Consider the following 17,830-nt stretch of genomic DNA (forward strand, 5'->3'; position numbering starts at 1 on the left):
TGGTTGCTGCAGTCACCCGATGAGTGTAGACGGCCGCACTGGCAGTTCACCGAAGGCTCGCAGGGGGCATCCCGGTGCTCTCCACAGGGCACGGCTGGTGATCAGCAGCTGCCGATAGATTGAACGGGAACAGGAGGCGAGCGGACATGACCACACGGCTGCGCGTCGTCGTCGACCAGTTGGCGGCTCCGGTGCCCGGCGCGATCGGGAGGTACACCCTCGACCTCACGCGAGCGCTCATCGCGACGACCCCGGTGGACTGCGAGGTCGCCGGCATCGTCTCGTCGTCGCCCCCCGCCGACTACGAGCGCATCGAAGCCGAGCTGCCCGGCCTCGCCGACCTGTACCGCACCTCCCTCGCCCGCCGCGAGCTCGCCGCCGCGTGGCAGATGGGCCTGACGACATCGCCGGGCGGCGGCATCATCCACTCCACGAGCCTGTTCGCGCCGCTGCGCAAGCATGACCGCGCGAGCGGGAACCAGGTCGTCGTGACGGTGCACGACACGATGGCGACGACGCATCCCGAGTCCCTGTCCACCGCCGAGGGGGCGTGGCGGAGGGCGATGCTCAAGCGGGCGTGGAAGCATGCCGACGCCGTCGTGGTCTCCACGCACGCCCTCGCCGGGCGAGTCGGCGATCTCCACGACTTCGGAGACCGCATCCGCGTCATCAGCTCGGCCGCACGGTCCGGGCTCACTGTTCCGGCGGATGCCGAGCGGCGACTCGAAGCGCTCGGACTTCCGCGCGCGTATCTCATGACGGTCGGCTCGCTCGAGCCTCACCGGGGCGTCGGCGACGTGCTCGCCGCCCTCGGACGACTCGGCATGCCCGAGCTTCCGCTGGCCGTGATCGGCCCACGCGAATGGGGCGAGCAGCAGCTCGCGAACGTGGCCGAGGAGTCGGGACTCCGTCGCGGCATGGTGCAGTCGTTCGACACGCTGTCCGATGAGGATCTCGCAGTCGTGCTCGGGGGCGCCACGGCCTTCATCGCGCCGAGGCACGAGGAGGGCGACCCTGCCACGCTCATCGAGGCGTTCTCGCTCGGCACGCCCGTCATCCACTCGGACATCCCCGAGTACGTCGAGACGGCGGCGGGAGCGGGACTCGCGGTTGCGGTCGGCGTCGCCGGGGAGGGGTACGTGAATCGCCTCGCCGCGGCGATCTCGACGGTCGTGACCGATAAGAAGATCGCCGAGCGGCTCTCGATCGCCGGGCATGACCGCGCTCGCGCCTTCAGCTGGCGCGACTCCGCCGAGCGGGTCTGGCAGCTGCACGCCGACCTGTAACGCCGCAGCCGCGTGCTGCCCGCTCAGTCCTGGAAGACCGCCGCCGCGGCGCGGGCCTCGTAGACGACGTCGTCGAGGTCGTCGCCGGTCGCCGTGACATGGCCGACCTTGCGGCCCGGTCGCGGCGCCTTGCCGTAGTTGTGCAGCTTCACGGTGGGGTGCCCGGCGAGCGCATCGGGGTAGCGGTCGGCGAGGGTGCCCTCGGCCGGTCCGCCGAGCACGTTGACCATGACCGACCACGCCTCGTGGCTGCCGGTGCCGCCGAGGGGCAGGTCGAGGACCGCGCGCAGGTGCTGCTCGAACTGGCCGGTCGTCGAGCCGTCCATCGACCAGTGTCCGCTGTTGTGCGGCCGCATGGCGAGCTCGTTCACGAGGACCCGATCGTCGGTCGTCTCGAAGAGCTCGACGGCGAGCACGCCGGTGACGCCGAGCCCCTCGGCGATCGAGATCGCGACATCCGCGGCCACGTCCGACAGTCGACCGGCTGAGTGCGGCGCCGGCGCGATGACCTCGCTGCACACGCCCCCGACCTGCACGGTCTCGACGACCGGCCAGGCGACGATCTCACCCGACGGTCGGCGCGCCACGAGCTGGGCCAGCTCACGGCGGAAATCGACGAGCTCCTCGACGAGGAGCGCCCCGCCGCGGCCGTCCTCGGCGACGGTCGTGAACCACTCCGCCACCTCGGCCGCAGCGCGGACGACGCGCACGCCCTTGCCGTCGTAGCCGCCGCGCGGCGTCTTCACCACCGCCGACCCGCCGTGGTCGCGGATGAAGTCGTCGAGCTCGTCGGTGGTCTGCACGCGCGCCCAGTCGGGCACCGGCAGGCCCAGCTCCGAGAGGCGCTCGCGCATGAGCAGCTTGTCCTGTGCGAAGCGGAGCGCGTCAGGCCCCGGGTGCACGTGGATGCCGGCGTCGACGAGACGCCGCAGCACGTCCTGCGGCACGTGCTCGTGGTCGAAGGTCACCACGTCGACGCCCCGCGCGAATTCGAGCACCGTCTCGGCGTCGGTGTAGTCGCCCACCCGGTCGGCCGCCAGCGCCGCCGACATGCCGTCGGCCTCGGCCAGGACCCGGAGCTCCACCCCGAGCTCGATCGCCGCGGGAATCATCATCCGGGCGAGCTGCCCGCCGCCGATCACTCCGACCCGCACCCGTGCACTCCATTCGCCGTCGTCCGTCGATGCGCCGCTGCGAGGGCGCCTCGTTCAGTCTAGGCCGAGGCCGACGACATAGGATGTGGCGGTGTCCACACGAGTCGGCAGCGCCTTCGCCCGCCTCTGGCACGGGCTCCTCGCGTACGTCGTGAAGTTCGGCGTGGTCGGGCTCATCGGCCTGGTGATCGACGTCACGCTCTTCAACCTGCTGCGGCTCGGGGTCTTCGGCGACGATCACTGGGCGCAGTCCGCGATCGGCGCGAAGACCATCTCGACGAGCGTCGCGATCGTCTTCAACTGGCTGGGCAACCGCTACTGGACCTTCCGGGCGCACCGCCGGCGGAACTACGTGCGCGAGTTCATCGAGTACACCATCGTGTCCGTCGGCGGCATGCTCATCTCGTTGGGCTGCCTGTGGATCACCCACCACTGGCTCGGATACACCAGCCTGCTCGCCGACAACATCTCCACGAACGTCGTCGGCCTCGCGCTCGGCACGGCCTTCCGATTCGTGCTCTACCGCTACTGGGTCTACGGGCAGCATCGCAGCGACGGCCTGTCGAACCTCGACCGGGTCGAGGAGGCGCAGCGCGCCATCTTCGAAGAGCCCGACGAAGCTTCGGATCGCACGAGAGCGACGGATGCCGCGACGACGACGGATGCCCCGGCGACGAGTGCCGCCGAGATCACTCCTCCACGAGCGCCGTCGGCTGGAACCACGGCGGGTACACCGCGACGCGGGTCCTGAGGCCGACCGCGTCGAGCGCCGTGCGCACCCGGTCGCGGACCCGGTCGTTCCCGACCGCGATGAGCAGCACGCGCTCGAGCGGCAGTGACTCCCGCACGAGGAACTCGGCGGACAGCATGCGCGACCCCTCCTCCTCGCGATGCAGTCGCTGCAGCATCCGGAGCACGTCGGGCCACTCGGATGCCGCGGCCACGCCGCCCGCCGCGGCGTCGGCGTCGGTGACGACCACCGTTCCCGCCGTGTCGGTTCGCGCCCCGACGGCGCTGGCGACGGAGCTCACGAGGATCACGTGGTCGGCCGGCTGGCGCTCGACGGCCCCGGGCGCGAGACGCGGATCGGGCGTCGCGGTGCGGATGGCGTTCCAGACGTGCGCGTCGGTGGAGAGCAGGAACGGCACGTAATCGGCGACGACGGCGTCGACGTGGTCGATGGGGGCGGCACGGCGGAACGCGCGCGCGTCGGGCGCCGAGAGGTCGACGGCGGGCGCCGCACCGGCCCCGTCGGCGAGCAGCGCGCCCTCGCCGAGGATGGACGCGAGGTTGTCGACGTGGGTCAGGTGGTAGATGCGGACCGTCTTGGGATCGACGGGCGTGCCGGCCGCGGGCGCTCCGGCCCGGGCACTCCCCGGGACCCGCGCGGCGGGGCGCGCCGGACGCGCGGCCCGCGTGCCGTCGGCGTTCCGGGTGCGCGGAGCGACGACCACCGGCTTGGGCTCGGGCTCCTTCGGCGGGAAGCAGATGGCGCAGAGGCCGTCATCGAAACCGTGGATGCATTCGTCGGCCAACTGGAACCCTTCATCATGCGGCTCGCGCTCGGGGGCGCACGAGACCACCTGTCTACGTTACGTCCTCCGGGCGCCCGCCGCCGCACCACGTGGAAAGAACGGCGCCATCGGGCGATCGGCGGACTGCGATCGGCTCAGCGCCCGCCCCACGCGACGGTGTCGCCGTCGGCGTTCGACTGATCCGCGCGGCGCCGGTCGGCCACGTGCGAGCGCGCCTCGTCCATGAGCTCCTGGAGCGCGGCCTGTACCTGGAACGGCTTCGGCACGTCGGCGATCACGAACGGATGCTCGTGCCCGGTGTTGATGCGCACGTCGCCCGACCCGAACGCGCTCTGCCCCCACGTGCGACGCACGACCACGTCGTACCCGCGACTGTGCAGCAACTCCCGGCGCACGCGCGCGAACAGGCCGCTGCGGGAGATGACCCGCCGGGTGGTGATCGTGGTCCGCCGGGCGAGCCAGGCGAGGAACGGAAGGATGCACCCGAGCACCAGGACGAGCAGGCCGACCCCGACGACGGCGAGCTGCTGCCAGAGCTCGGGCAGCACGAAGACCCCGTAGGTTCCGGCGCCCGCGACCACGACGAGCAGCGCTGCCGGCACGATGAGCACTCGCGCATGCCGCCGCAGCCGTGCGACGACGCGCTCGGCCGGCATCGCCGGCGGAACGGCGGGCTGCGGCACGGCTGGGCTCATACGCCCATTAATACCTCAGGTGCGTGACGTCCCCGGCGGCGACAGCCTGCAGCTCCCCATTCCCGTCGCGGACGACCAGCCGGCCGTCGCGGTCGAGGCGCTCGGCGACCCCGAGGAGCTCCCGTCCGCCGGGCAGCTCGACGCGAACGTCCGTTCCCAGGGTGCCGCAGAGGGCGCTGACCCGGTCGGCGATGCCGCTCGCCGCGGCATCCGCCCCGTGCTCGGAGAACGCCCGCACGAGCCCGAGGAAGGTGCCCAGGTAGTCGGCGAGCACCCGGTCGGCGTGCGGCGGCACGCCGGTCACGAGCTGCAGCGACGTGGACGTGAGCGTGGGCAGGTCGTGCTCGTCGAGGGTGAGGTTCAGGCCCGCGCCCACGATCACCGCGCCGGCCCCGGGCAGCAGCTCCGAGAGGATGCCGCAGACCTTGTAGTCCGAGACGAGCACGTCGTTCGGCCACTTGAGTGCCACGTCGACGCCGCCGCTGCGGTCGTCCTCGTCGGCGTCGAGCACCGCGGATGCCGCGGCATCGACCTCGCGTCGCACCGCCTCCGTCATGGCGGCGCCGGCGATGAGCGGGATCCAGCCGTACGCGTCGGCGGGGAACTCCGCCCCGCCCGGGAGCGCCGGACGCAGGAGCACGGAGATCGCGAGCGCCTTGCCCGTCGGGGCGAGCCAGACGCGACCGAGACGCCCGCGCCCGCGGGTCTGGTCGTCGGTGACGATCACCGATCCGTGCGGCCAGGCCGCCGCCTCAGGGCCGGCGGCGGCGGCGCGGAGGTCGTCGTTGGTGGAGCCGGTCGACGCGAGGAACTCGAGGCGCGGCACCGCCGCGCGGCTGAGCGGAAGGTCCATGCCGACAGTCTCCCAGTTCCGTGCGTGACGGGAATGCACCACGTCACCGGGCGGATTTGTAGGAAACCATCAACGAAGTCGGCCGGATGCTCGCCGGTAGAGTGAACGGCGTGACCGAATCGACTGACGGCCCAGACCTCTCCACGACCGCCGGCAAGCTCGCCGACCTCAAGCGGCGGTACCACGAAGCGGTGACCGCGTCAGGCGAGTCCGCGATCGAGAAGCAGCACGCCAAGGGCAAGATGACGGCTCGCGAACGCATCGCCGAGCTGCTCGATCCCGGCTCGTTCGTCGAGCTCGACGAGTTCGTCCGGCACCGCACCCACGCGTTCGGCATGGAGGCGAAGCGTCCCTACGGCGACGCCGTGGTCACCGGAACCGGCACGATCCACGGCCGGCAGGTCGCGGTGTACTCGCAGGACTTCACGATCTTCGGAGGCTCCCTCGGCGAGGTGGCCGGCGAGAAGATCATCAAGGTCATGGAGCTCGCGCTGAAGACCGGAGTGCCCATCATCGGCATCCTCGACTCGGGCGGCGCGCGCATCCAGGAGGGCGTCGTCGCCCTGGGCAAGTACGGCGAGATCTTCCGGCGGAACACCGCGGCATCCGGCGTCATCCCCCAGATCTCGATCGTCTGCGGCCCCGCCGCCGGCGGCGCGGTCTACTCGCCCGCGCTCACCGACTTCGTGATCATGGTCGACAAGACCAGCCAGATGTTCGTGACCGGCCCCGACGTCATCAAGACCGTCACCGGCGAGGACGTCGGCATGGAGGAGCTCGGCGGCGCGCTGACGCACAACACCGTCTCGGGTGTGGCGCATTACCTCGCGAGCGACGAGTCCGACGCGCTCGACTACGCGCGCACGCTCATCTCGTTCCTTCCCGACAACAACATGTCGGACGCCCCCGTCTACGACGCCGAGCCCGAGCTCGAGATCACCGACGGCGACCGGCGGCTCAACACGGTCATCCCCGACTCCCCCAACCAGCCCTACGACATGCACGCCGTCATCGAGGGCATCGTCGACCACGGCGACTTCCTCGAGGTACAGCCGCTGTTCGCGCCGAACATCGTGATCGGCTTCGCCCGCATCGAGGGGCGCTCGGTCGGCATCATCGCGAACCAGCCCAGCCAGATGGCCGGCACGCTGAACATCGCCGCCGGCGAGAAGGCGTCCCGCTTCGTGCGATTCTGCGACGCGTTCTCGATCCCGATCCTCACGCTCGTCGACGTGCCGGGCTACCTGCCCGGCACCGACCAGGAGTGGACGGGCGTCATCCGCCGCGGCGCGAAGCTGCTCTACGCCTACGCCGAGGCGACCGTGCCGCTCGTGACGATCATCACGCGCAAGGCCTACGGCGGCGCGTACATCGTCATGGGGTCCAAGCAGCTCGGCGCCGACATCAACCTCGCCTGGCCCACCGCCGAGATCGCCGTCATGGGTGGCCAGGGCGCCGTGAACATCCTCTACCGCGGCGAGATCAAGCGCGCCGAGGAGGCGGGCGAGGATGTCGCGGCGGTTCGCACGAAGCTCGCGAACGAGTACACGTACAACGTCGCCTCCCCGTTCCTCGCCGCCGAACGCGGCGAGCTCGACGGCGTCATCGAGCCCGCGGCGACCCGCGTGGCCGTCGTGAAGGCGCTCAGGGCGCTCCGCACCAAGCGGGCCAGCCTGCCGCCGAAGAAGCACGGGAACATCCCGCTGTAGGGGGCGCCATGACCGACGACACCACGACGGGCGCACCCGGCGCATCCGGCACCGCCCGACCATCGGGCGAGGCAGCGGGCGACGACCGCGTCGACGCCATCCGATTCGTCACCCGTCAGGTGAGCGACGAGGAGACCGCCGCCGTGACCGCGGTGCTCCTCGCGGCACTCGACGAGGCCGGCGGGACCGCGGCGATCGAGGACGAGCCCCGCCGCAACCCCTGGGTCCGGAGCGGCAACGCCCTCCGCGCCCCCATCGAGGTCGGCCGCGGCGCCTGGTCGCGCTCCACGCGCTGACCCGGCGTGTCCCCCGTTCGGCGTCGGCCGATGCGGAGCCGGGAACCCGCCGCCGCCGTATCGCGGGGACCGCTCGGAACGATCGGTCGGGGCTGTCCCCCGAAACCCTCGTTGTCCCCCCAAATGATGACTTTGCGATCGATGGCATCTGGTCCAGTATTGGTGTTGCAGGCTCCGTGATGGAGTCGCCACCGTCACCGGTCGGGTAACCGGTGACCGTTGGGGGCGAGTCAGGGCGATATTCGGGTTGTCGCCGTGGCTCGGGCTTGATGGGGGGTCGATCTCAGATCGGCCCCCCACCTTCTTGTCCGGGGAACCTCACGCCCGGGTCACCTCGCTGCGCGGGATCTCCATCCAGAACTCGACCTCGAGGTCGTCGGTGTTCTGTGCCGGCGCCGCGCCGTCGGCCGGTTCCCTGAGGCCCACCACGGTCACCGCGACCGGAGACCCCTCCGCAGCGGTCCGGGCGATGATGCGATCGGCGTTCGACCGCGCCACCGCCTCCGCCAGGCGCGACAGCACCCGGTCGCGTGATGGCTCGTCGAGGTCGTCGATGCCGCCCTCGTCGAGCAGCGTCACGGTGATGCCCCGTTCGCGCGCGCGCTGCACCTCGGTGCGCACCGCGTCGGTCAGCAGCATCCGCCCACGGATCTCGTCGCGGATCGCCGCCTCGAGCATGCGGCATTCGCGCCGCTGGCCCTCGGTCAGGACGCCCCCGACATCGGCGATGCGGCGGAGCATCGGCGCCGCGATGCGATTCGTCTGGGCCAGTCGCATGCGACCCTCGAAGAGGTGCGCGTCCTGGGCGGCCTGCCACGCCGCAGCCTCGCGCTCGGCCTGGGCATACCGCCGGGTCTCGCGCGCTGCGGTCGTGAGGGCGGTCGTCAACATATGGGCGATCGCCACCCACACCATGCTGCCGATCACGCCCAGGGTGCCGAGCGCGATCGGCCCGGCCCAGATCACCGTCTGCACCGCGAGCACGATCACGCCCGTCCAGGCCGCCACCAGCTGACGCCTGGCCGCCGCGATGGTCATGAGCGTGCCGACCGCCGCCACGTACCAGGTCGCGTATCCGTTCGGGGCATCGGGATCGAGTTGGCTCGTCACCAGGAGGGGCATCACGATGCTCACGGCGAGGTCGAACGCGGCCAGCCAATCGGGCATCCGCATGCGCTTCGCCGGCCAGAGGCTCGCGGCCGTCGCGACCGAGTAGAGCACCAGCGCGACGATCGTGGGCAGCGGTGAGCGCGGGATGTTCAGCGAGTAGATGCCGAGCACCACATGGTAGATCGAGAAGAGGGCGCCGAGCGCGAGGAGGAGCCAGCGGGGCACGGTGATCATACGTCGCCCCCTGACGCGCCGGCCGGCCAGGCGATGGTGATCGTCGCGCCGTGGTGCGGAGCGGAGACGATCTCGGCGCTGCCGCCCGCGTTGGCCATGCGCTCCTCGATCGACACCCGGAGCCCGAGCCGTTCGTCGGGCACGCTCGACCGGTCGAAGCCCGCACCGTTGTCGGCGATCTCGATCACGCAGCCGCCGGCCCGAACCCCGCGGATCCGGAGCTCGCGTCGGGTGGCGCGTCCGGGTTCGTCGGCGTGCTGCATGCTGTTGACCATCGCCTGCACGGACGCCGTGTACAGCGCCTCGACCGCCTCGACCGGCAGTTCCACCCCGCCCGCGTTCACCACGCGCACGGTGAAGGGCGCCGAGAAGGTGGTGAGTGCCGCCCGCAACCGCCGGACGAGCACCGGCAGTCCCACGTTCTCGAGCGCTCGTGGGCCGGATGCGCCGGCCTCGTCGAGCCGGTTGATCGCATCGCGGGCCATTCGCGCCGCGAGCGCCTGCTCCTCGGGTGACGCCGCGGCCGCGGCCGAGAGCAGGGTGGTCAGCACGCTGTCGTGCACCAGGGCGTCCACCTTGACCCGCTCGTTCTCGGTGGCGTGCTGGCGGGCGGCGAGGTCGTAGCGCTGCAGCGCGCCCTCCTGTGCGGTGTCGACGGCCTCGGCCGCCTGGCGGAGCATGGTGATGATGACGAGGACGGCGACGCCGAGGATGACCGCGTACATGGCGTCGAGCACCGCGAGCAGGCCGTTGACCTGCCCGCCCGCGGGGAACAGCCGGATGATGCCGTAGAGGATCGGGATGGCGATCGTGTAGGCCGTGGCGCCCGGCACGGGAAGGGCGATCACGGCGGCGGCCGTGGCGACGGTGCAGATGTAGTAGAGCCAGGGGGCCTGGCCGTCGAGTGCGGCAGGATCCACGACGAGCAGGGGCCACACCAGCAGTGCGAGGGCGTAGAGGCCCGCGAGCGCGAGGGCCGCACCGCGCACGGCCACCTTCGCGACGCTCGCGACGGCGAGCGTCGCCATGGTGCCGTACAGCACCGCCATGAGGGCGGCGCCGGCACCGGGGATCAGCGCCGAGGACTGCGCGAGTGCGAGCGGCAGCGTCTGCGCCCCGAACACGAGCCCGAAGAGGCCGAGCGCGCGCCCCGAGACGGTCTCGACCTGCGCACGCGTGACCGCGGTCCGGCGGCGCGTGGCGAGTCGCGCGACCCGCCATTCAACGGCGGCCATCCCCGCCTTCGCCATCGAGTCCGGGGAGGATGCCGTCTTCCACCGCGCGCCGCAGCAGGTCGACCTTGGTGGGCGCGGGTCGCCCCACCTCGACGTACTTGGCCCGGATGCGGTCGAGGTACTCCCTGGCCGTGGAGTGGGCGATGCCGAGCTGCACCGCGACGAGCTTCAGCGGCAGTCCTGACGCGTAGAGGTGCAGCACGTCGCGCTCACGACGCCCGAGCTGCGCCTTCGCGAAGTCGCGGTCGGCCTCGATCGCGCTCGCCCACTCGACATTGTTGAGCACCTCGCCGTTGGCGACGGTCGCGATCGCACCGATGACCATGGACATGGGCGACGCCTTCGGGATGACGCCTGCGGCACCGGCGGCGAGCGCCTCGCGCACGGCGGCGACGCGATCGGCGATGCTGTGCACGAGCACGGCGCTGCCGGTGTCGCGCACGGCGTGCACGTTGCGCGTCACGGAGGAGCCGTCGCCGAGTGACAGGTCGAGCACCACCACGTCGCAGGAGCGGCCGTCGAGGGCGACGAGGAGGTCGGGGACGTTCGCCGTCTCGGCGACCACCACGTAGCCCGCCTCGCGGCACGCTGCCCGGAGCCCGAGCCGGACCGCCTCGTGGTCGTCGACGATCGCGACGGTCGCCGCAACCGGCGTGGGTGGTTCACCAGACATCCGTGTCCCCCTTTCCCCGACAGTCACACGATAGCGGTCAGCCTGGCCACGGCCTCGACATGATGCGTGTTCGGGAACAGATCGAACGCGACGAGGTCGTCGAACCGGTATCCGCGTTCCCGCAGGAGCCCCACGTCGCGCGCCAGGGCCACCGGATCGCACGCCACGTAGACGAGCTGGCGGGGCCGCAGCTCCGCGAGCCGGTCGACCACGGCACGGCCCGCGCCCGACCGCGGCGGATCGAGCACGACCGTGGCATCACGCAGGCGGGACCGCTCTCCGGCGGACGAGCCCTCGGCGAGGTCGTCGAGGAAACGGTCGACCCGTGCCGTGACCGCGCGAGCACCGACCCAGTCGGCGAGGTTCGCTCCCGCGTGCTCGGTGGCGCCGGCCTCGGCCTCGACGGTCGTGATGCGCACCGTTTCTCCGAACCGGTCGCCGACCGCGGCAGCGAGCAGCCCCACGCCCCCGTAGAGGTCGAGGTTCGCCGCCCGGGGATCGAAGAGATCTGGATTGATCAGCGCCTGCACGGCGGCCGAGAGGGTCGCCGCCGCCCCGCGGTGCACCTGCCAGAACCCGTCGCGGTCGAGGCGGAACGTGCGGTCGCCGACGCGCTCCTGGATCGTGGGGCGCGACCCACGCGGCATCCGCTCATGGTCGACCACCACGAGGGCGGGGTCGCCGGACGATGGGGCGACCAGGTCCACGGCGCGTGCGCCGGGGAACCGCCCGTGGAGCGGCGCGAGCTCCTGCAGCGACGCCACGGCCAGGGGCACGGATGCCACGGGCACGACCGTGTGGGTCCGCGCGGCGTAGGGCCCCACCGAGCCGTCGTCGTCGACCTGCAGGCGGATGCGGGTGCGCCACCCCGTGCCCTCGGGGGTCACGCCGGGCGCGAGCGACGGATCGACGGCGCGTACCTCGACGTCGCGCTCGACGCCGCCCATGCGCTCAAGTGCGTCCTGCAGCACCTCCCCCTTGAGCGCCCGCTGCCGTTCCGTGCGGATGTGGCCGAACTCGGCGCCGCCGGCACGCGCTGCCGGCGGACGTTCAACGGATGCCTCGGCCCAGACGTGCTCGCGCCGGTCGGCCGATGCCGTGAGCACCTCGAGGGTCTCGGCACGCCAGAAGCGGTCGTGCCGCCGGTCGGTGACCCGGGCGACGACTCGCTCGCCGGGGATGGCGTCGGCGACGAACACCACACGTCCTTCGTGGTGGGCGACGAAGACCCCGCCGTGCGCGACCCGTTCGACGTCGAGTTCGACGACGGGACCGTCCGTCTCGGGCGGAGCGGGGGCCGGACGCCGGGAGCCGCGGCCACGCGGATCGGGACGGCGGGGACGACGACGGGATTCGGCCATGCTCCGAGCATTCCACAGGCTGCGGCGGTCACGGCAGGATGGGGGCATGCGCCTCTACCTCGCCTCCACGTCGCCGGCCCGGCTGCAGACCCTGCGGGCCGCCGGCATCGAGCCCATCGCGATCGCCCCGGGCGTCGACGAGGAGGCCGCCGTCGCGGCCGCGGAGGCGGAATCCGGCCGGCTCGAGGCATCCGACATGGTGCAGTTGCTCGCGCGGGCCAAGGCCGAGGCGATCGTCGGCGTCGCCCACGACGGCGAGCCGATCGACGGCCTCATCCTCGGCGGCGACTCGGCCTTCCTCACCGGCGGCTCCATTCACGGCAAGCCGCACCGGCCCGACGTGGCCCGCGAACGCTGGCTCGCGCAGAACGGCGGCCACGGCGACCTGTGGTCGGGGCACTGGCTGATCGACCACCGCGGCGGCCGCGCGAACGCGGCAGTGGGACGGGCGGATGTCGCGACCGTGCGGTTCGCCGCGCTCGACGACGCCGAGATCGACGCGTACATCGCGACCGGCGAGCCGCTGCTCGTGGCCGGCGCCTTCACGATCGACAGCCTGGGCGGTCCGTTCGTCCGACGGGTGGAGGGCGACCCGTCGACGGTCGTCGGCCTGTCGCTGTCGACGCTGCGCGACCTGGTTCGCGAGCTCGGCGTCGAGTGGACCGCGCTCTGGAACCGGGCCTGACCGGCCGGATCAGCGGCCCCGCGGCATGCGCCGCCCCCACGACCATTGTCGACGCCCGCAAGGGTTGGATTCCTTTTTTGTGGAAGCAACCCAAAGGCCTTCGGGGGCCGGCCAATAGGCTTGAGCATTATGCCGCGCATCACGAAGGTCCTCATCGCCAACCGTGGCGAGATCGCCGTCCGCGTCATCCGGGCCGCCCGTGACGCCGGTATCGGCTCCGTCGCCGTCTACGCCGACCAGGACCGCGATGCCCGCCACGCCAAGCTCGCCGACGAGGCCTACGCGCTCGACGGCACCACGAGCGCCGAGACGTACCTCGTCATCGACAAGCTGCTCTCGGTGGCCCGCCGCTCGGGCGCCGACGCCGTGCACCCCGGCTACGGCTTCCTCGCCGAGAACTCCGACTTCGCCCGCGCCGTGATCGACGCCGGCCTCATCTGGATCGGTCCCTCGCCGGAGGCCATCGAGCGCCTCGGCGACAAGGTCTCGGCCCGTCACGTCGCCGAGAAGGTCGGCGCCCCGCTCGCACCGGGCACGTTGAACCCGGTGGCGGATGCCTCGGAGGTGCTCGACTTCGTCGACGTGCACGGCCTGCCCGTGGCGATCAAGGCCGCCTTCGGCGGCGGCGGCCGCGGCCTCAAGGTCGCCCGCACGCGCGAGGAGGTGCCCGAGCTCTTCGAGTCGGCCACCCGCGAGGCGGTCGCCGCCTTCGGTCGCGGGGAGTGCTTCGTCGAGAAGTACCTCGACAAGCCCCGACACGTCGAGACCCAGTGCCTCGCCGATGCGCACGGCAACGTCGTCGTGGTGTCCACCCGTGACTGCTCGCTGCAGCGGCGACACCAGAAGCTCGTCGAGGAGGCCCCGGCGCCCTTCCTCACCGAGGAGCAGAACCGCCTGCTGTACGAGGCGTCGAAGGCGATCCTCAAGGAGGTCGGCTACGTCGGCGCGGGCACGTGCGAGTTCCTCATCGGCCAGGACGGCACGGTCTCGTTCCTCGAGGTCAACACGCGCCTCCAGGTCGAGCACCCCGTCTCCGAGGAGGTCACCGGCCTCGACCTCGTGCGCGAGCAGTTCCGCCTCGCCGAGGGAGGCGTGCTCGACTACCCCGACCCCGTCGCATCCGGCCACTCGATCGAGTTCCGCATCAACGGCGAGGACCCGGGCCGCAACTTCCTGCCCTCGCCCGGGCCGGTGCACGTGCTCCGCTTCCCCGGCGGGCCCGGCGTGCGAGTGGACTCCGGTGTCACCACCGGCGACGAGATCTCGGGCGCCTTCGACTCGCTGCTCGCGAAGCTCATCGTCACCGGCTCCTCCCGCACCGACGCCCTGGAGCGCGCCCGCCGTGCCCTCGACGAGTTCGAGGTCGCAGGGCTCCCGACCGTGCTGCCCTTCCACCGCGACATCGTGCGCAACCCGGCATTCGCGCCCGACGGCGACGCGCCGTTCTCGGTGTACACGCGGTGGATCGAGACCGAGTACGACAACCGCATCGAGCCGTGGTCGGGCGAACTCGCCGAGTCCGCTGCGCCGGCCGACCGCAGCAGCGTGGTCGTCGAGGTCGCCGGACGCCGCATCGAGGTCAGCCTCCCGAAGAAACTCGTGAGCGGCACGACCGCCGGAAGCGCGGCGACGGCCGGGCCCGCTCCGCGCCGCCGGACGGCCGCCCACGCCGTCGACACGGCGACGGGCGACGCCGTCAAGGCGCCGATGCAGGCCACGGTGGTCAAGGTCGCCGTCGCCGAGGGCGACAAGGTCGTCAAGGGCGACCTGGTGCTCGTGCTCGAGGCGATGAAGATGGAGCAGCCGATCATGGCGCACAAGGACGGCGTCATCGGCCTGGTGAACGCCGAGGCGGGCTCCACCGTCTCGAGCGGCCACCTGCTGCTCGCCATCACGGACGCACCGGCGGCCTGAGTCCGCGAGGCCCGACGCGCGTCGGGCCCGCCGAACCTGGAGGGCTCAGTCGGCCGTGGGCGCACCCTGCGGCGTCGGCAGCTCGACCTCGCTGACGCCGGCGTTGCCCCACCGGGAGCGGCGGCGGCCGTAGAGCAGGTAGACGACGATGCCGATCACGAGCCAGACGAAGAACCGCACCCACGTCAAGGTCGTCAGGTTCAGCATCAGCCAGAGGCAGAGCACCGCCGAGATGATCGGCAGCACGGGCGACCACGGCACCCGGAAGCCCCGGGGCAGGTCGGGTCGGGTGCGACGCAGCACGACGATGCCGAGGCTCACGAGCACGAACGCCGACAGCGTGCCGATGTTGATCATCTCCTCGAGCAGCCCCACGTCGGTGAACGCGGCCACCACGGCGACGACGGAGCCGCCGATGATCTGGATGCGTGCCGGGGTCTTGGTGTGCTCGGTCGTCTTCGACAGCCAGCGCGGCAGGAGCCCGTCCCGGCTGAGGGCGAAGACGATGCGCGAGAGCCCGAGCAGCAGCACCATGATGACGGTCGTGAGACCGACGAGCGCCCCGATCGAGATCACCGCTGAGGCCCAGTCCTGGCCGACGAGCCGGAACGCGGTGGCCAGCGACGGGGTCTCCTCCTCGGCCAGCTCCGTGTACGAGACCATGCCGGTCATCACGATCGACACGAGCACGTACAGCGCGGTCACGATGGCGAGCCCGAGGAAGATGCCGCGCGGCAGCCGCTTCTGCGGCTCGCGCACCTCCTCCGCGCTCGTGGCCACCACGTCGAAGCCGATGAACGCGAAGAACACGAGCGACGCAGCGGAGAGCAGGCCGAAGATGCCGTATTGCGCGGGCTCGGCGCCCGTCGCCCACGAGAAGAGGGACTGCGCCCAGACGTCGCTCGAGCCGCCCTCGGTGGGCACGGACTCGGGGATGAACGGCACGTAGTTCGCGGCGTTGATGAAGAAGAATCCGACGACGATCACGAACAGCACGATCGCGACCTTGATGATGGTGAAGACCGAGCCCACACGAGCGGTGAGCTTCGTGCCGGCGACGAGCAGGACCGTGAAGACGGCGACGATCAGGAACGACGGCCAGCTCACCTCCAGTCCGGCGATCTCGATCGTCGCGGGGAACGGGATGCCGACGGCGAGCAGCGCCTCGCCGAGGTAGACGCCCCAGTACTTCGCGATCACGGCCGCACCCGTGAACATCTCGAGGATGAGGTCCCAGCCGATGATCCACGCCAGGAGCTCCCCCATGGTCGCGTACGTGAAGGTGTAGGCGCTGCCGGCCACCGGCACGGTGGACGCGAACTCGGCGTAGCACATGATCGCGAGCCCGCACGTGAGCGCGGCGAGGATGAACGAGATGGTCACGCTGGGCCCGGCGAAGTCCGCCGCCGCTTTCGCACCGACCGAGAAGATGCCGGCGCCGACGGCGACGGCGATGCCCATCAGGGCGAGGTCCCAGGTGCCGAGCGATCGCCGCAGGCTCCGCTCGTGGTCTGCGGCGTCGGCCATCGACGCCTCGACGGACTTCACACGCAGATTCATGGATCCCCCCGAGCCTCCGCGCGGTGCCCCCGCAGCGCCGCGTCGTCTCAGCGTACGACGTGCATGGCCCTCGCGGCATCCGTCAGCGAACCGGTCAGCGACGGATAGATCGGGAAGGCCTCGGCGAACTGGTCGACCGTGAGCCGGTGCTCCACGGCGAGCGTCAGCGGGAAGATCAGGTCGGAGGCGCGCGGGGCGACGATGACGCCGCCGATGATCGCGCCCGAGCCGTTCGACGCGAACAGCTTCACGAACCCGTCGCGGATGCCCATCATCTTCGCGCGCGGGTTCGAGGCGAGTGGGAGCTTGTAGATGACGCCCGGCACGACGCCCTCCTCGATGTCCTTCTGCGTCCACCCGACAGTCGCGATCTCGGGCTGCGTGAAGATGTTCGAGGTGATGTTGCGCTCCTCGGGCGGGTCGACGATGTCGCCCATCGCGTGGAACACCGCGGTTCGACCCTGCATCGACGCGACCGACGCCAGCGGGATGTAGGTCGTGCAGTCGCCGGCGGCGTAGATGTTGGGGATGGAGGTGCGCGCGACGCGGTTGACCCGGATGTGCCCGCTGTCGGAGAGCTGCACCCCGGCCTCCTCGAGGCCGATGCCCGCCGTGTTCGGCACCGAGCCGACCGCCATGAGGCAGTGGCTGCCGCGCACCTCGCGCCCATCGGTCAGCGTGGCCACGACGCCGTCGCCGTCGCGCACGACCGATTCGGCCCGCGACTTGTTCAGCACCTTCATGCCGTTGCGCTTGAAGACCTTCTCGATGACGGATGCCGCGTCCGCGTCCTCGCCCGGGAGCACCTGGTCGCGGCTCGAGATGAGCGTCACCTTCGAGCCGAGCGCGCGGTACGCGGAGGCGAACTCGGCGCCCGTCACACCCGAGCCGACCACGATGAGGTGCTCGGGGATCTCGGGCAGGTCGTAGAGCTGGGTCCAGGTGAGGATGCGCTCGCCGTCGGGCACGGCCGTGGGGAGGATGCGCGGCGTGGCTCCCACCGAGATGACGAGGGTGTCGGCCTCGATGCGGTCGAAGTCGGTGCCGCCCTTGGCCGTGGCGACGATGATCGCGTTCGAGCCGTCGAGCCGGCCCTCGCCCTGCACGAGGTTCACGCCCGCGTCCATGAGGTTCGAGCGCATGTCCTCGGACTGCTGGGCCGCGAGCCCCAGGAGGCGCTTGTTCACCGCCGCGAGGTTGATGGCCACGCTGGGCTTCACCGCCTTGTCGGACTGCCCCTTGGCGTAGAACTGCACGCCCAGGTCGGCCGCCTCCTTCACGGCGTTGGACGCCTCGGCGGTGGCGATGAGCGACTTCGAGGGCACGACGTCGGTGAGCACCGCGGAGCCGCCGACCCCGGCCCGTTCGATGAGCGTCACCTCCGCTCCCAGCCTGGCGCCCGCGAGGGCCGCCTCATATCCGCCGGGTCCTCCTCCGAGGACGGCGATCCGTTGCGTGCGCTCGAACTCGTAGGCCATGCTCACATTCTGTCGTATGTGCGCGGTGAGCCAGCAAACGAGCACGCGCCAG

Annotated in this window: 16 protein-coding genes; 6 read left to right on the forward strand and 10 right to left on the reverse strand. The window is 71.5% G+C overall.

Annotated features, from left to right (window positions below; translation table 11 throughout):
• The first annotated feature begins 146 nt into the window (after positions 1-146).
• The gene (locus J2X63_RS01745) at positions 147-1,286 is read left to right on the forward strand and encodes a glycosyltransferase family 1 protein (RefSeq protein ID WP_309973262.1); all 1,140 of its coding nucleotides are present in this window, start codon (positions 147-149) and stop codon (positions 1,284-1,286) included.
• A gap of 23 nt (positions 1,287-1,309) precedes the next feature.
• Here J2X63_RS01745 and J2X63_RS01750 read toward each other — a convergent pair whose 3' ends face one another.
• The gene (locus tag J2X63_RS01750; protein ID WP_309973263.1) at positions 1,310-2,440 is read right to left on the reverse strand and encodes a 5-(carboxyamino)imidazole ribonucleotide synthase; all 1,131 of its coding nucleotides are present in this window, start codon (positions 2,438-2,440) and stop codon (positions 1,310-1,312) included.
• A gap of 91 nt (positions 2,441-2,531) precedes the next feature.
• Between J2X63_RS01750 and J2X63_RS01755 the strand changes: the two genes are divergently transcribed.
• The gene (locus tag J2X63_RS01755; RefSeq protein WP_309973265.1) at positions 2,532-3,191 is read left to right on the forward strand and encodes a GtrA family protein; all 660 of its coding nucleotides are present in this window, start codon (positions 2,532-2,534) and stop codon (positions 3,189-3,191) included.
• On the opposite strand, the gene J2X63_RS01760 is transcribed toward J2X63_RS01755, so the two are convergent.
• The 3 genes from J2X63_RS01760 to J2X63_RS01770 form a co-directional block, all read right to left on the reverse strand.
• Positions 3,130-3,975 carry a DarT ssDNA thymidine ADP-ribosyltransferase family protein gene (locus J2X63_RS01760; RefSeq protein ID WP_309973267.1) on the reverse strand — a complete coding sequence of 282 codons (846 nt, stop codon included), beginning with the start codon at positions 3,973-3,975 and terminating at the stop codon, positions 3,130-3,132. The two genes, J2X63_RS01755 and J2X63_RS01760, sit on opposite strands and share 62 nt — an antisense overlap.
• Before the next feature lie 134 nt (positions 3,976-4,109).
• Positions 4,110-4,670: a PH domain-containing protein gene (locus tag J2X63_RS01765; RefSeq protein WP_309973269.1), complete on the reverse strand. Its 561-nt coding sequence runs from the start codon at positions 4,668-4,670 to the stop codon at positions 4,110-4,112.
• 7 nt (positions 4,671-4,677) lie between these two features.
• On the reverse strand, positions 4,678-5,523 hold the full coding sequence (locus tag J2X63_RS01770; protein ID WP_309973271.1) for a biotin--[acetyl-CoA-carboxylase] ligase: 846 nt from the start codon (positions 5,521-5,523) through the stop codon (positions 4,678-4,680).
• 110 nt (positions 5,524-5,633) lie between these two features.
• Between J2X63_RS01770 and J2X63_RS01775 the strand changes: the two genes are divergently transcribed.
• Together J2X63_RS01775 and J2X63_RS01780 are read left to right on the forward strand one after the other, a co-directional pair.
• Positions 5,634-7,232, forward strand: a complete 1,599-nt coding sequence (locus J2X63_RS01775; protein WP_396133099.1) for an acyl-CoA carboxylase subunit beta — start codon at positions 5,634-5,636, stop codon at positions 7,230-7,232.
• An 8-nt stretch (positions 7,233-7,240) separates the two neighbouring features.
• Positions 7,241-7,528, forward strand: coding sequence for an acyl-CoA carboxylase epsilon subunit (locus tag J2X63_RS01780; RefSeq protein ID WP_309973275.1), 288 nt, complete (start codon positions 7,241-7,243; stop codon positions 7,526-7,528).
• A gap of 318 nt (positions 7,529-7,846) precedes the next feature.
• On the opposite strand, the gene J2X63_RS01785 is transcribed toward J2X63_RS01780, so the two are convergent.
• From J2X63_RS01785 to J2X63_RS01800, 4 genes are read right to left on the reverse strand one after another with little or no spacing between them, the layout of a single operon-like run.
• Positions 7,847-8,872 (reverse strand): hypothetical protein, encoded by a 1,026-nt coding sequence (locus J2X63_RS01785; RefSeq protein ID WP_309973277.1) that lies wholly within the window; start codon positions 8,870-8,872, stop codon positions 7,847-7,849.
• On the reverse strand, positions 8,869-10,107 hold the full coding sequence (locus tag J2X63_RS01790) for an ATP-binding protein (protein WP_309973279.1): 1,239 nt from the start codon (positions 10,105-10,107) through the stop codon (positions 8,869-8,871). Before J2X63_RS01790 ends, J2X63_RS01785 begins: the two co-directional genes overlap by 4 nt.
• On the reverse strand, positions 10,094-10,780 hold the full coding sequence (locus J2X63_RS01795) for a response regulator transcription factor (protein ID WP_309973281.1): 687 nt from the start codon (positions 10,778-10,780) through the stop codon (positions 10,094-10,096). Before J2X63_RS01795 ends, J2X63_RS01790 begins: the two co-directional genes overlap by 14 nt.
• A gap of 23 nt (positions 10,781-10,803) precedes the next feature.
• On the reverse strand, positions 10,804-12,141 hold the full coding sequence (locus J2X63_RS01800; protein WP_309973283.1) for a TRAM domain-containing protein: 1,338 nt from the start codon (positions 12,139-12,141) through the stop codon (positions 10,804-10,806).
• Positions 12,142-12,187: 46 nt separating this feature from the next.
• On the opposite strand from J2X63_RS01800, the gene J2X63_RS01805 reads away from it, so the two are divergent.
• Positions 12,188-12,826, forward strand: a complete 639-nt coding sequence (locus J2X63_RS01805; RefSeq protein ID WP_309973285.1) for a Maf family protein — start codon at positions 12,188-12,190, stop codon at positions 12,824-12,826.
• 129 nt (positions 12,827-12,955) lie between these two features.
• Complete coding sequence (locus J2X63_RS01810) at positions 12,956-14,740, forward strand: biotin carboxylase N-terminal domain-containing protein (protein ID WP_309973287.1); 1,785 nt, start codon at positions 12,956-12,958, stop codon at positions 14,738-14,740.
• Positions 14,741-14,785: 45 nt separating this feature from the next.
• Here J2X63_RS01810 and J2X63_RS01815 read toward each other — a convergent pair whose 3' ends face one another.
• Both J2X63_RS01815 and J2X63_RS01820 read right to left on the reverse strand, forming a co-directional pair.
• The gene (locus tag J2X63_RS01815) at positions 14,786-16,300 is read right to left on the reverse strand and encodes an amino acid permease (protein ID WP_309973289.1); all 1,515 of its coding nucleotides are present in this window, start codon (positions 16,298-16,300) and stop codon (positions 14,786-14,788) included.
• Between the two features lie 47 nt (positions 16,301-16,347).
• Positions 16,348-17,778 carry an NAD(P)H-quinone dehydrogenase gene (locus tag J2X63_RS01820; protein ID WP_309973291.1) on the reverse strand — a complete coding sequence of 477 codons (1,431 nt, stop codon included), beginning with the start codon at positions 17,776-17,778 and terminating at the stop codon, positions 16,348-16,350.
• Positions 17,779-17,830: the final 52 nt, after the last annotated feature.

Origin of the sequence: Agromyces sp. 3263 (genome assembly GCF_031456545.1) — a bacterium.
In the GTDB taxonomy this organism is placed as follows: Bacteria; Actinomycetota; Actinomycetes; order Actinomycetales; family Microbacteriaceae; genus Agromyces.